The sequence below is a fragment of the Chroococcidiopsis sp. SAG 2025 genome (assembly GCF_032860985.1).
In the GTDB taxonomy this organism is placed as follows: Bacteria; Cyanobacteriota; Cyanobacteriia; order Cyanobacteriales; family Chroococcidiopsidaceae; genus Chroococcidiopsis.
Window position 1 is genome coordinate 266,504 of sequence record NZ_JAOCNC010000001.1, and the last position, 14,852, is coordinate 281,355.

Sequence of the window (14,852 nt, forward strand, 5' to 3'; positions counted from 1 at the left end):
AAATTAGCAAAACAGTGACAAAGCAATCGATTGGAAAGACAAGAGGAAACCTGCAAAGTTTTGAGGTGCTTGCATGAAAGCAGTCATACTGGCTGGAGGGCTTGGGACTCGTCTGAGTGAGGAAACCACCGTCAAACCAAAGCCGATGGTGGAGATTGGTGGCAGACCGATCTTGTGGCACATTATGAAAATTTACTCTGCCTCTGGTATTAATGATTTTATTATCTGTTGCGGTTACAAAGGATACTTAATTAAGGAATACTTTGCTAACTATTTTTTGCATATGTCAGACGTAACGTTTGACATGCGTTTCAATCAAATGAACGTTCACTGCGGTTATGCCGAGCCTTGGCGAGTCACTCTAGTAGATACGGGTGATAAAACCATGACTGGTGGAAGACTCAAGCGCGTTAGAGAACATATTGGTAATGAAACTTTCTGCTTCACCTACGGTGACGGCGTGAGTAGCGTAAATATCAAAGAGATAGTCAAATTTCACAAAGAGCAAAATACTTTAGCAACTCTAACTGCCAGCCAACCGCCGGGACGCTTTGGTGCAATTCATCTGGAAGGAGATCAGACCAAGATTACTAGCTTTCGAGAAAAACCAGATGGCGATGGAGCATGGGTCAATAGTGGTTTCTTTGTTCTAGAACCAGAAACGATTGACTTGATTGAAGATGATAATACAGTTTGGGAACAAGAACCATTACAAAAACTGGCGCAGATGGATGAGCTATCAGCCTACAAGCACCCTGGTTTTTGGCAACCGATGGATACGCTGCGAGACAAACACCTGCTTGAAGAACTTTGGAATAGTGGCAACGCTCCTTGGAAGGTATGGTAGGTAAGTCAAAAGTTAAGTAGGGGCGGGTTGATGTCTCAACTCTTAGATGAACGATTGACCATCGAGCATTAAACTCGCCTTTACAAGTGTAATATTAGTCACTTCAATCGCATGAATAATAATCTCACGTATGATTTCGCGATCGTTGGTGGTGGGATAGTAGGGTTAGCTACAGCCATGACGTTAGGCGATTGCTATCCCGATGCCAAAATTCTAGTCTTAGAAAAAGAAAACGATTGGGCATCTCATCAAACTGGAAACAACAGCGGCGTAATCCACTCGGGCATTTACTACAAGCCAGGTAGCTTCAAAGCTAGATTCTGTCGAGAAGGCAGTCGCTCGATGGTAGAGTTCTGTCAGCAGCACGATATTCCTCATGAAGTTTGCGGCAAAGTCATTATTGCCACGACTACCGCGCAACTGCCATTACTAGATAATCTTTATGAAAGAGGTATAGCTAATGGCTTGGGCGTGAGAAAGTTGAGTGCGGCAGAAGTTGCGGAATACGAACCGCATGTCAGCTGTTTGGCAGGAATCCACGTCCCTACAACCGGAATCGTTGACTACAAAAAGGTTGCGCAGAAGTATGTCGAAATAATTCAAGCTCAGGGTGGAGAATTAAAGCTCGGTACTAAGGTAGAACGAATCCGACATACGAGCAACACGACAGTGCTAGACACTAACTCTGGTAGCTTTGAGACAAAGTTTACGATCAATTGTGCCGGACTGCAAAGCGATCGCATTGCTAAAAAGAGCGGAGCCGATCCCCAAGCCAAAATCGTACCTTTTCGTGGCGAATACTACGAACTCGTACCAGAAAAACGCTACTTAGTCAAAGGCTTGATCTACCCCGTACCTAATCCGGCTTTCCCCTTCTTGGGCGTACATTTTACCCGCATGATTGATGGCAGCGTTCACGCTGGACCTAATGCAGTCTTGAGTTTCAAGCGCGAAGGCTACCACAAAACAGATTTTGACTTCAAAGATTTGGCAGAAGTGCTAACCTATCCAGCTTTTTGGAAGCTAGCTGCAAAACACGCCGATGAAGGAATTAAAGAGATCGTTCGTTCTTGGAGTAAAGCTGCCTTTGTCAGGAGTCTACAACAATTGATTCCAGAGGTGCGAGAACAAGATGTCGTGCCAACTCACGCGGGAGTGAGAGCGCAAGCACTCAAAGCTGATGGTAGTTTGGTGGATGATTTTTTACTCGTGCCAGGAAAAAATGCTATGCACGTTTGTAATGCCCCTTCCCCAGCCGCTACCTCTTCGCTAGAGATTGGTAAGGCAATTGTTGCGGCAATTTCCCAATCCTCCTCCCAGGCAAACACAGTCAAAGTATAGGAAGAATAATTATAAATGAAAGTATTAGTTACGGGTACAGAAGGATATTTAGGCTGTTTACTACCACCACTATTAATCAAACGGGGACATGAAGTTCTAGGAGTAGACACCGGATTCTACAAAGTTGGCTGGTTGTACAACGGGACTGAGACGACGGCTCAAACCTTAAATAAAGATATTCGCCACATCACTACAGAAGATTTGCAGGGTGTAGAGGCGATCGTTCATATGGCAGAATTGTCCAACGATCCTACCGGACAGCTCGCACCCAATATTACTTATGACATTAACCACAAAGGTTCAGTACGGTTAGCAAACTTAGCCAAAGCTGCTGGTATTCGTCGTTTCGTGTACATGTCCTCTTGCAGCGTCTACGGTGTTGCCACCGAGGGAGATGTGACAGAGGCTTCTCCCGTGAATCCGCAAACTGCCTATGCCGAGTGTAAGGCTTTAGTAGAGCGGGATTTAACGGCAATGGCAGATGACAGCTTCTCGCCTACATTCATGAGAAATGCTACAGCATTTGGTGCTTCGCCACGGATGCGCTTTGATATCGTCCTGAATAATTTAGCTGGATTAGCATGGACGACAAAGGAAATCAAAATGACGAGTGACGGTACGCCTTGGCGACCTTTAGTACACGCGCTGGATATATGTAAAGCGATTATTTGTGCCCTAGAAGCGCCGCGGGACATCGTTCACAATCAAATCTTCAATGTCGGGGATACGGCGCACAATTACCAGGTACGAGAAATTGCCGAAATTGTGGCAGAAGCTTTTCCTGGCTGTCAGGTTAGTTTCGGGGACAGTGGATCGGATAATCGCAGCTACCGAGTCAGTTTTGAGAAGATTAACTCTACCTTACCAGGGTTTAAGTGTGAGTGGGATGCACGGCGGGGAGCAAAACAGTTATTTGAGTTGTTTAGTGGAATTCAAATGACTGCTGATGTATTTACTTCCAGAGGGTTTACTCGCTTGAAGCAATTGGAGTATCTATTGCAAACAGGACAGTTGGATAAAGATTTCTTTTGGAATCAACCGAAATAATCCTGTTTGCTCAAACTTCAGTTTCCACTCTTTGAGTGGAATTTATTTTGTAATTTAGCTTTAAATCGTAGGAGAAATCGGATAGTGAGTAAAAAGTGTCGTTTTTGTGGCAACGAACTGCGATATACCTTTGCAAATTTAGGTATGTCACCTATAGCAAATGATAATTTAACTTCAGAACACTTGAATCGCGCCGAGAAGTTTTATCCACTCCATACATACGTCTGCGATCGCTGTCTTCTGGTACAGTTAGAGGAATTTGAATCTCCAGAACACATTTTTGGTGACGGCGACTATGCTTATTTTTCTTCTTACTCCGAAAGCTGGCTTAGACATGCCAAAGCTTATACTGAGTTGATGGTAGAAAGATTCAAGTTTAATGCAGCCAGCCAAGTAGTCGAAATTGCTAGCAACGACGGTTACTTGCTGCAATATTTTCATCAAAAAGGCATTCCAGTACTAGGAGTAGAACCAGCGGCAAACACCGCTAAAGCAGCAGCTGAAAAAGGAATTCCGACTTGGGTAAAATTCTTTGGCGTAAACACGGCTAAAGAAATGGTTGCAGAAGGAAAATCGGCAGACCTATTGTTGGGAAATAACGTTTTGGCTCACGTCCCCGATGTGAATGACTTTATCGGTGGCATGAAAATTGTCTTGAAGCAAAATGGCATCTTGACAATGGAATTTCCTCACTTACTGCAATTGATGCAGCAAAATCAGTTTGACACGATTTATCACGAGCATTTTTCTTACTACTCCTTCATTACAGTAGAGAAAATGTTTGCCGCGCATGGGATAACGTTGTTTGATGTCGAAGAACTCCCGACGCATGGCGGTTCTTTACGAATTTACGGCAAGCATAGCGATGCAGTAGAGCCAGCACTTAGCAACCGCGTCAAGCAACTGAAGGCAAAAGAAGCGGCTGCTGGGTTGGAAGATATTGAAACTTACTTGACATTTGGCGAACAAGTTAAGGCAACCAAGCGCAAGCTGCTGAAATTTCTGATCGAAGCTAAATCTCAAGGAAAGACGATCGCTGCTTACGGTGCGCCAGCTAAAGGCAATACCCTACTGAATTACTGCGGCGTGGGCAAAGACTTCATCGACTACACTGTAGATCGCAGTCCTTATAAACAAGGTTTATTCCTACCTGGAACTCATATTCCAATTCTGCATCCAGATAAAATCCGCGAAACACAGCCCGATTACGTGTTGATTTTACCCTGGAATTTGAAAGAAGAGATTATGACCCAGATGGCATATATTGCTGAATGGGGTGGACAGTTCGTCGTGCCGATTCCAGAAGTACGAGTTTATCCAGCGATTCAGCAACAGGTTTTGTCTACTATAGCGAGCTAATGCCACTATCAAGCCTATGCTTTTTACTGAAACGGCGCTCCAAGGAGCGTACATCATTGACATAGAGCCAAAAGAGGATAGTCGGGGGTTTTTTGCGCGGACTTTTTGCGATCGCGAATTTGCTGCGCTTGGCTTAGAAATTACTAACGTCCAGTGCAGCATTGCCTTCAATCATAAAAAAGGTACGTTGCGAGGAATGCATTACCAAGCGGCTCCAGCAACAGAGGCAAAGTTAGTTCGCTGCACTCAAGGAGCAATCTACGATTGTATTGTCGATTTGCGCCTCGATTCTCCCACATACTTATCTCATATCTGTGTGGAGTTGACTGCCGATAATCATAGGGCGCTATACATTCCAGAAATGTTCGCTCACGGCTATCAAACTCTTGACGATAATACAGAGATAGCGTATCAGATGAATAAGTCTTATACGCCTGGATACGAGCGGGGGTTGCGCTACAACGATCCGATTTTGGATATTCAGTGGCAGCTACCAGTCAGCGAAATTTCTCGCAAAGATCTGGAATGGGATTTGCTAGAAACGGTTTTAATTAAATAGTCATCCTGTTGGAAGTGAGTCGTGAGTAGTGGGTACTGGCAACTGGTAGTTGGAAGTTGGTAGTTGGTTAAGAGGTAAAGGAACGCTGACAACTGATAACTGTAAATGGCAACTTATAACTACAATCCACAGCAGGAAGTCATCGGGCTGTTACCAGCAGGGGGACAAGCAACCCGCATTTCTCCCTTGCCTTGTAGCAAGGAATTGTATCCGATTGGCTTTCGCTCTCAAGTAGATGGTAGCCTGCGTCCCAAAGTTGTATCTCATTACTTGCTGGAAAAGATGCAAACGGCAGGGATTCGGAAGGCTTTCTTTCTCCTACGCCCTGGAAAATGGGATATTCCTGCCTATTTTGGTGACGGCGACATCGTAGGTTTGGACTTAGGCTATCTGGTAGTAGGTTTACCCTTTGGCGTGCCATATACCCTCGATCGCGCGTATCCTTTTGTTAAAGATGCAGCGATCGCGATGGGGTTTCCCGATATTCTCTTTCAACCAAATGATACCTACAAGCGTTTGCTGACAAGGCTTTATGCTGGCAATGCAGATGTAGCAATCAACTTGCTACCGCTGGAGCATTCGCACAAAGGTGGTATGGTTGACTTCGACGATCGAGGATGGGTAAGGCAAATTATTGAAAAACCCGCCCAAAGTGAATTGCAATACAGCTGGTGTGCTGCTGTCTGGAAACCAAGTTTTACAGAGTTTCTTCATCAGTTTGTTGCTAAGTTAGAAATAGAGCGACACAATAATTCTTGTCCACCTCGCGAAGTTCCGATTGGAGATGTTTTTCAAGCAGCCATTGATGCTGGTTTGCAAGTAGAAGCAGAAATCTGCGATCGCCGAGCGTACTTAGATATCGGTACTCCAGCAGATTTACAGCGAGCCATACGCTACTTAACATCTGAGAAAATGTAGCGTTTGAAATTGATGAAAAGCTCCTCACGTATTCTTCGTTCAATTTGGCTCTCAGATCTCAGATAAATATCTTAAGTCTCTAAAATAGATCGAATCATCCGATTTCGATGAATTTTCTACTTTTGGTCGAAAATAGTTTTGATTTACAGAACCTGTTAAAATAACTTTAATTGCATATATAAAATTAGTAACGAACTTGTTGTAAGAGTAAAATTATGATTCAAGTTAGTCCGAGTATTCATAACTTATCTTATTTAAGGAAATCTCTCAACTCAAACGATATAGGACGACAAATTTATCAAATGATATCTCGATTATATCCAATTTGTCGTAGTATTACAGGTAATGGAGTCCGAGAAACCCTAAAAATTATTCAAGAACAAATTCCTCTAGAAATAGCAGAAATTTCTACAGGCACGGAAGTTTTTGACTGGACGATACCAAAAGAATGGAATATTAAAGATGCGTATATCAAAAATTCAAAAGGGAGGAAAATTGTAGACTTCCAAAAATGCAATTTACATGTCGTGAACTATAGCGTTCCAGTACATAAAACTGTCAGCTTATCTGAATTAAAAGCACATATACATACACTGCCAGAATATCCCGATCGCATCCCATATCGAACTTCATACTATAAAGAAACTTGGGGTTTTTGCTTAAGTCACACACAATTTTTATCGCTGGAAGATGAAGAATACGAAATTTGTATCGAGTCGAGTTTAGAACCTGGATATTTGACCTATGGTGAATATTATTTACCAGGTGAAACGCCAGAAGAAATTTTAATTTCTTGCCATACCTGTCATCCATCTTTATGTAACGATAATCTTTCCGGCATATCGTTAGCTACATTGTTAGCTAAACATCTCAGTCAAATTCAACAACGAAGATACTCTTATAGATTTCTGTTTATTCCAGGTACGATTGGTTCCGTAACCTGGTTAGCTTTAAACGAGCAAAATGTTAATAAAATTGCTCACGGCTTAGTTGTTACTGGCGTAGGTGACGCAGGAAAATATACTTATAAAAGAAGTCGTCGGGGTGACACCCAGATAGATCGAGCTGCAATCCACGTCATGCAACACTCTGGCTTGGAATATCAAGTTATTGACTTTTTTCCCTACGGCTACGACGAACGGCAATATTGTTCTCCCGGATTTAATTTGCCAGTAGGTTGTTTCATGCGATCCTCCCACGGTCAGTATTCTGAATATCATACCTCCGCAGATAATTTGAGCTTCGTGCAACCAGAGTATTTAGGTGACTCGTTCGCCAAATTCTTGTCAATTTTGCACGTATTAGAAAATAATCGCATTTACTTAAATCAAAATCCTAAATGCGAACCACGCCTGGGTAAAAGAGGACTGTACAGAGCTGTAGGCGGTCATGCAGAAGAACAAGTGAATGAGCTAGCTTTGTTATGGGTTCTCAACTTATCTGATGGCGAATACAGTTTATTAGACATAGCCGAGCGATCGCAACTCAGTTTTGATGTCATCAAGCAAGCAGCAGACGCTCTAGCGGGCTGCGAGCTGTTGAAAGCTAAGCCCCAGAACCAGCTATGAAAGCATAAAAATTTTCATAAAATACATCTATATATAGATGAGTCAATCTGACTGCGATCTAGACTATGACAAAGAAGATGAATCTATTGCCCAAATAGTTGAAGTTAAAATGAGTGACGCGCTGGCGGAATTATCGGGAAAGAAAATTTTAGTCACGGGTGCGAGTGGATTTTTGGGTTCTCATTTGTGCGATCGCCTCTGTCAAAATGGTGCGGAAGTTCATGCTATTTCTCGCACAGAACGCACGACAGATCGTGAATTACTGCATTGGTGGCAAGGCAATGTGGAAGATTTGGAAGTCGTGCAAAACCTATTTCAGACGATTCAGCCCCAGATAGTCTTTCATTTATCTGGGCTGATTACTGGTGTTGCTGGTTTAGAGTTGGTGTTGCCCACATTTCACAGTTTAGTAGTGAGTACTGTCAATATCTTGACAGTTGCGACTCAAATGCAGTGCGATCGCATAGTCACGATCGGTTCATTAGAGGAACCAGAACCAAAACAAGGTGAAATTGCGCCAATTTCACCATATTCTGCTGCTAAGTGGGCTAGTGTTGCTTACAGCCGGATGTTTCACCATCTCTACCAAACACCTGTAGTTCTCGTGCGCCCGTTTATGACCTACGGACCCAGGCAACCCATCCATAAAATTATTCCTTCCGTTACCCTATCTCTACTCCAAGGCGAAGCGCCCAAACTAGCCAGTGGTACGCGAGAAGTTGACTGGATCTACGTTGATGATGTGATTGACGGTATGCTAGCGGCAGCAAAAGTAGTTGGAGTTGAAGGATATACCTTCGATCTGGGTTCGGGCAACTTAGTTTCTATTCGTTCGCTCGTAGAACAACTAACGCAAATAATTAACCCACAAATAGAACCTTTGTTTGGTGCTTTACCCGACCGACCAGTAGAAAAAGTGCGAGTAGCAAACATAACCTTGACTTTAGATAAATTAGGCTGGCAGCCGAAATTTTCTCTAGAAACAGGCTTAGTTTCTACAGTTGATTGGTTTCGCCAGCAGTCAAAAGCCGAGCGCACTTAAAGCGCTCGTAGTTGTATGTTTTGGACTAAATTGTCCGATAAAAAATTTATGCCAATTGCTTCAGTCTTCATTAGTTATAGCGCGTGCAAGTTATAATTCTGAGTTTGAAACAAGCGATTGATAAATATGGTTAGTAAAAAATATGACGAGTAAACAAAGAGAACAAGAAATTATTAACAGGCTAAAAGGTATTGTCGGCTTGCACTTAAGAAATTTAACTTCTTATTTATTATTTTTATGGATTGTAGCGGGCAAAAGCAAACCTCTAGCGCTCAGCCAGAAATCGGCGATCGTTTTTGCTCCTCACCAAGATGATGAAACTTTAGGCTGTGGTGGCGCGATCGCCCTCAAACGCCAGCAGGGAGTCCCAGTAAAAGTCGTATTTATGACTGACGGGCGCTATGGTTTCCTCGAACATATGGAAACGGTAGAAGTGATTAACTTGCGTAAAAAAGAAGCCCTAACTGCGCTTAATGTTCTTGGAGTTGCTGATTCAGAAATTATTTTTCTCGACCAAATCGACGGTACTTTGGCAAACTTGACCAGTGAATCGCGCCAAAACTTAGTCGCGCAGATCGTTCAATTGTTACAAAAAACTGCGCCGGGGGAAGTTTACGTTCCGCATCGCAAAGATTTTCACGCCGATCACGAAGCAACTTACGATCTAGTCCGGACTGCGATCGCCCAGTCTGGAATGCAGGTAGAGCTACTACAATATCCCATTTGGATATTCTGGCAAAATCCTCTTTCATTTCAACTTCAAAAGAGAGATCTCGACGGCGCTTATCGACTACTGATTAATTCCGTTCGCGATCGAAAACATCAAGCTATAGAAACTTATCAATCGCAGATTCCTGGTCTCAGTCGTGGTTTCTTACGACGATTTTTTTCGCCATACGAATTATTTTTCAAAGAATAAAGTCATTTCGACTTTACAGTTACAAGTTATTAAGAACAGATAATGTTCGCGGTAAACTAAAATAGTAGCCTGAATGTTCGCAGTAAACTAAAATAACAACTCTGTTTTTACCTAAAAACAGAGTTCAGATATATGAATATTCCAAATTATAGATAGCAATAGAACAGCTATGATTGCTAACTTTTTGCATCGTCTGGGTCACTACTTCAATTTTATTGTTGGCAAAATTAAAGGTCGAGTTAATCGTCTTAAAGTTGCGTCTTTCAAACCAGAAGGCATTGCCAAAGGAAACGCTCTAATTTCATATAACCTCGATCCATTTCTCGCCAAATCTACTGAAGCAGTTTGCAATAAGCATACCCATCACTGGGAAACTGTAGAGATGGTGAGAATTTTATTAGATTTAGGTTATTGTGTTGACGTTATTACCTTATTTAACGATTTATTTATACCTCAAAAGAAATATTCTATCGCAATAGATAGTCGGCATAATTTAGAAAGATTAGCTCCAATACTCGCTCGAAATTGTATCAGAATTTTGTATGCTGATACAGCTCATATCGTATTTCATAATGCGGCGGAGTGCAATCGATTATATGCCTTGCAACAAAGAAGAGGTATAACTCTACGCAATAACAGGTTTGAGCCACCGAATAAAGGAGTTGAGTACGCGGACTGCACGATCGTTTTAGGCAATGAATTTACGATTAATACCTTTAAATATGCTCGCAAACCAGTATATCGCGTGCCAATTTCGACAACTGAAGTTTATCCATTTCCAGTAGAAAAAGATTTTTCTACTTGTTGTCGGAGTTTTTTATGGTTTGGTAGTAATGGAGCAGTTCATAAAGGGTTAGATCTAGTTTTAGAAGCTTTTGCAGAAATGCCAGATTACCACTTAACTATCTGCGGGCCGGTTAGCAAAGAGCTAGATTTTGAAAAAGCCTTTTATAGAGAACTTTATCATACTCCTAACATTCATACTTATGGATGGATCGATGTTAGTAGTCCTGACTTTGTAAAAATTGCTAATTCTTGTCTTGGCATTATTTATCCTTCGTGTTCTGAAGGTGGTGGCGGTTGTGTAATTACCTGTATGCACGCTGGTTTAATCCCAATTGTGACTTACGAAGCTAGTGTAGATGTCAGAGATGATTATGGAGTTATCTTAAAAGAAGCTTCCATAGCAGAAATTAAAAAAGAGATTCAGAAAATATCTAGCCTACCTCCAGCAGAGTTAAAGGCAATGGCACGGCGAGCGTGGGAATTTGTGAGGGCAAATCATACACGAGAGAAGTATTCTCAAGAATATCGTAGGGTGATGACAGAAATTATTGATACTTTTGGAAAATCAAAAGATTTAAATTAATCGGAAACTGCTACTTGCTCTATCTCAACTAGCTTTCAAGGTAGTAAAATAATAGTTGGATTAGATTAGGTGAAATTAGCTTATCGCTATTGCTTGAATGAAAACTCATAGGAGTTTGGTAGTCAATCCCATACTTGTTTGTTGGTGCAAGTTCCTCCAATCTCCTTAAAAAGGAGAGAACGCTTACCTCCTGATTAAGAGGGTTAGGCGAGCTTCTACGATCTTTGCGTCACTAACCGAGCTATATTGGGTAGTCGATCCTTTTCTGAGCTAAATAGAAGCTATGAGTATACTTAAAAATAGTTAATTTTTCATCTAAAATGATAGTTGTTCAAAAACACAATCGATTAGTACTATTTTTTGTGTCGCTGCTTGAGAGCGAAATAGACATGTCTGAGCGAGGAAGTCGAACTACGTTGAAATAGCAAATAATTCTCAATAAATCGAAAATTTTCCAAGCGATCGTAGGTTGTCATTTTAGACCGCATAAGCGGGCGATTTTTGAAGTGAGGATAGTTATAGAGTTTGTATAACTGATATAACTCATGCTCATCGCGAGCGCAAAAATCTCAAGGGCAAAATAGCTAGATTCTAGATGCACCCTATCTCACCGAGAAAAACTACGACTTTGTGAAGAGGTCAACGGATTGTCATACAATTAAAATTGGTGAGCGATTCGTAATTGATTTATGGTTGTGTAGTTAACGCTGGTGCTTTCTAAGACATCTGTCATAGTAAGTGATAAATATTCTTGTTCTTCTCAGGAGCAATTGTTTTAAGCAGAGTAACTTTGGAGAAGATGGAAAAATTCTTCGATTTTATTTCAGGCATCTGCTATATTGCGAAGGAGAATGGGATTATAACTGAGAATTTTGCGCTAGAGAGATGGGCAATCGCATCTGTATAATCCGCTTATACCGACTTTATACCGATTGAGAGGCTGAAATTGACTATGAATGCTGACTTGCTTGACGCGATCGCCAATTCCGAAGCTTGGTGCGCCCGTAAGCAACGCGCTCTCTCAAGAAACATAACATGCAAATGACCCATTAGCTTTGGTTGACAATGCTAAGTTTTTCCCATGCTAGGTTGGATTGCGCCACACTAGCTTGTAAGTGCCGAAAAGTGACGGCAGCAGGCGTAAAGGCTCTCGCTAGAGCGTAATGTTAATTGTTAATTTGGTCATGGGCTTAGATGATATCAGATCGTTTGCCAAAACAAGATAACTCTGTAGCTACACCTGCACGTATTGACTGCCTTGGTATGGGGTGGTTTCCGCACGCGCCAGGAGGACTAGACCGCTACGTATACGAACTAACGCATCATCTAGCTGCGGCAGGCGATCGCGTTACCCTATATGGTCTGGGTTTGCCAATACTAGATAACTCAGCAGTAGAGTTAGTCAATTTAGCTGCACCCGACCGTCCCCTCTGGCAGCGATTATGGTCAACTCGTTGTAACTTTGCCGAGCGGCAATTGCAGCAGCCAGACGCAATTAACCTGAATTTTGCTCTGTACAGTTTGCCATTGTTGCAGAGTTTGCCGAAGGGCGTACCAATAACCTTCACTTTCCACGGTCCTTGGGCATTAGAAAGCGCTCAGGAAGGTAGCAGTCAACTGAGCGTGTTGCTAAAACAGCACTTGGTAGAAAAAACGGTTTATCGTCGTTGCGATCGCTTTATCGTTCTCAGCCGTGCCTTTGGCGAGATTTTGCATCAAACATATCAAGTACCATGGCACAAAATTAATGTCATTCCAGGTGGGGTTGATTTACAACGCTTCCAGCCCAACTTATCGCGGCAACAAGCTCGGACTCATTTAAACTTTCCTTCAGACCGATTGATTCTATTCGCGCCCCGTCGCTTGGTTCACCGCATGGGTTTAGACAAGTTAATGCTAGCCCTGGCACAAATCAAGCCAAAAATTCCTTATGTCTTGTTGGCTATATCTGATAAAGGACCGCTCAAACCAGTTTTAGAACAACAAGTCGCAGAGATGGAACTGCAAGAACACGTAAAATTTCTAGGTTTTTTACCAGACGAGCAATTGCCGATCGCTTACCAAGCAGCAGATCTTTGTGTCATGCCCAGCCAATCATTGGAAGGTTTTGGTTTAACAGTTTTAGAATCTCTTGCTTGCGGCACTCCCGTGTTATGTACTCCTATAGGCGGAATGCCAGAAATTTTAGCTCCGTTTTCACCAGAATTAATTGCTGATACAAGCGAGGCAACTGCGATCGCTCGGAGATTAACGGAATTACTGACCGACCCAAGTTCGTTACCTTCTAGAGATGCTTGTCGGCAGTATGCTGCAACTCATTTTGATTGGCAGAAGATTGTATTACAAGTGCGCCAAGTCTTGTTAAGATAATGTGCCAATTATTCAACCTCAAATTTTTAAGTCCTGTTCTAGGAAAGTTAGTACTTGCTAATCGAAAGGATTAGTGGTACTGCGTAGGCTTTATATATTTTTTATAAAAGTTTTATATAGTTCGAGTATTGACTGTAAAGAAACAGTGAAAGCTGGCTAATATCGTGGTTGTTTTAAGGGATTTTGCATAACATAAGTATAAATTTGCTCAATCATTTCCGAAATCACGTAAGTCCAACGTGTCATTTTATTTAAGACATACAAATCTAAAACTTTTTAATTGCCATTTTACACAAGTTGAGGTCATACTCTTGAAAATACTTGGACAAATTGATTTGTAAGTCAGTTCGCCTGTAAGCAAATAAATATCTCTATTAGAGATTCCAATTTGCATTTAATTCTGGATCTCATCCCTGCTTGGGGAATTGAAACACTATAGCCGTTACATGTCAACATCTAAAGCTGGAATTATGCCTAATAGCTCTACTATCGAGCGAGAGCGCCAAACTAATCAAATTTTGCGCTATAAACTGAGGTGGCGACAACAATATCTGGTTGTAAATTTAGCATCAACAAGAAAAATGTATCTCTCTAGGCTTGACAGTCAGGAATGGTTAGTAGACCGTTTAAAGCTGTCATCATTAAAGGGGGTATGCCTCGATCCTAATCTTGGAGAGGCAGAGATCGAACTATGGGCTGATGCGTGCGCTCAAGCAAATAAAACAGCATTTCTGCGCCTACCACCTCAACTAAAAAGAGCAAAGCGACAAAATCTGATTGGTGGGAAATTGCAGGAGCTGCTCGACCGAGCGATCGCAGCTCTGTTAATTTTACTGCTCAGTCCTGCACTACTCGCATTGCTCTGCATATCCTGCTGGCGATCGCCCAACCCATTCACCTGCGATCGGCAGTGGTACGTGAGCCAGCAAGGTAAGCTATTCAGATTATACAAATTTCAATTAATCGCAACAGCCAACCCTAAACAACGAGAAAACGACGCACAGTACGAGTCAAAAAATCTGCTGGAGCGTTACGGACGCTCTCAACTCGAAGATTTGGATCGATGGCTGCGTAGATATCATTTTGATAGACTGCCGAAGCTATTCAATGCTTTGCGAGGAGAGATCGGAATTGTCGAACGACGCTATCTGACTTTGGAGCAGGTGGTCAGGTTGAGTTTAGACAAAAAAACACTTGACAAAAAGCAACTTTTAGAAGCGCGACACCAAGAACCACAGTCCGAACGCAGCATAGAAAAACTGCACTCGGTAGGAGTGAAGTACAAGCACTAAGCACTCACAGTTTTTGATTTTGCAGTTTTCGACTTGGCAGTTGTTTGTTCAGGTGTTGTCAGAAAATACATAACTAAATTTTCAGTTCATCTACAATTTCGATCTGTTAGCTACCCGCTAGCAGCTAGCGCAGTTAGAAAACTAAACTCCAATAGCAACATGAGAATAGATACATTTAGATGGATTGAACCAGCTAAGATGGGGAAATCCTATTTTGAGCT

12 protein-coding genes are annotated in these 14,852 nt (G+C 42.1%); all 12 read left to right on the forward strand.

Translation table 11 applies throughout. The features are described 5' to 3' along the window. Positions 1-73: 73 nt before the first annotated feature. The 12 genes from rfbF (at position 74) to hepC (ending at position 14,631) form a co-directional block, all read left to right on the forward strand. Entirely contained in the window at positions 74-847 is a 774-nt protein-coding gene (rfbF, locus tag N4J56_RS01280; protein WP_317104782.1) for a glucose-1-phosphate cytidylyltransferase, read from the forward strand. Positions 848-958: 111 nt separating this feature from the next. Beyond that, on the forward strand, positions 959-2,188 hold the full coding sequence (gene lhgO, locus N4J56_RS01285) for an L-2-hydroxyglutarate oxidase (protein ID WP_317104783.1): 1,230 nt from the start codon (positions 959-961) through the stop codon (positions 2,186-2,188). A gap of 15 nt (positions 2,189-2,203) precedes the next feature. Further along, on the forward strand, positions 2,204-3,235 hold the full coding sequence (locus N4J56_RS01290; RefSeq protein WP_106166053.1) for an NAD-dependent epimerase/dehydratase family protein: 1,032 nt from the start codon (positions 2,204-2,206) through the stop codon (positions 3,233-3,235). A gap of 84 nt (positions 3,236-3,319) precedes the next feature. Then, complete coding sequence (locus N4J56_RS01295; RefSeq protein WP_317104784.1) at positions 3,320-4,594, forward strand: class I SAM-dependent methyltransferase; 1,275 nt, start codon at positions 3,320-3,322, stop codon at positions 4,592-4,594. Between the two features lie 16 nt (positions 4,595-4,610). Continuing rightward, a complete protein-coding gene (rfbC, locus tag N4J56_RS01300; RefSeq protein WP_317104785.1) occupies positions 4,611-5,153 on the forward strand; it encodes a dTDP-4-dehydrorhamnose 3,5-epimerase in 543 nt (180 codons plus the stop codon). A 105-nt stretch (positions 5,154-5,258) separates the two neighbouring features. Beyond that, a complete protein-coding gene (locus tag N4J56_RS01305) occupies positions 5,259-6,071 on the forward strand; it encodes an NDP-sugar synthase (protein ID WP_317104786.1) in 813 nt (270 codons plus the stop codon). Positions 6,072-6,286: 215 nt separating this feature from the next. After that, positions 6,287-7,639, forward strand: a complete 1,353-nt coding sequence (locus tag N4J56_RS01310; RefSeq protein WP_317104787.1) for a DUF4910 domain-containing protein — start codon at positions 6,287-6,289, stop codon at positions 7,637-7,639. A gap of 37 nt (positions 7,640-7,676) precedes the next feature. Beyond that, the gene (locus N4J56_RS01315; protein ID WP_317104788.1) at positions 7,677-8,681 is read left to right on the forward strand and encodes an NAD-dependent epimerase/dehydratase family protein; all 1,005 of its coding nucleotides are present in this window, start codon (positions 7,677-7,679) and stop codon (positions 8,679-8,681) included. A 142-nt stretch (positions 8,682-8,823) separates the two neighbouring features. Then, entirely contained in the window at positions 8,824-9,600 is a 777-nt protein-coding gene (locus N4J56_RS01320; RefSeq protein ID WP_317104789.1) for a PIG-L family deacetylase, read from the forward strand. 169 nt (positions 9,601-9,769) lie between these two features. Further along, positions 9,770-10,969, forward strand: a complete 1,200-nt coding sequence (locus N4J56_RS01325) for a glycosyltransferase (RefSeq protein WP_317104790.1) — start codon at positions 9,770-9,772, stop codon at positions 10,967-10,969. Positions 10,970-12,163: 1,194 nt separating this feature from the next. After that, positions 12,164-13,339, forward strand: coding sequence for a glycosyltransferase family 4 protein (locus tag N4J56_RS01330; protein ID WP_317104791.1), 1,176 nt, complete (start codon positions 12,164-12,166; stop codon positions 13,337-13,339). Between the two features lie 446 nt (positions 13,340-13,785). Beyond that, positions 13,786-14,631, forward strand: a complete 846-nt coding sequence (gene hepC / locus N4J56_RS01335; RefSeq protein ID WP_317104792.1) for a heterocyst development glycosyltransferase HepC — start codon at positions 13,786-13,788, stop codon at positions 14,629-14,631. Positions 14,632-14,852: the final 221 nt, after the last annotated feature.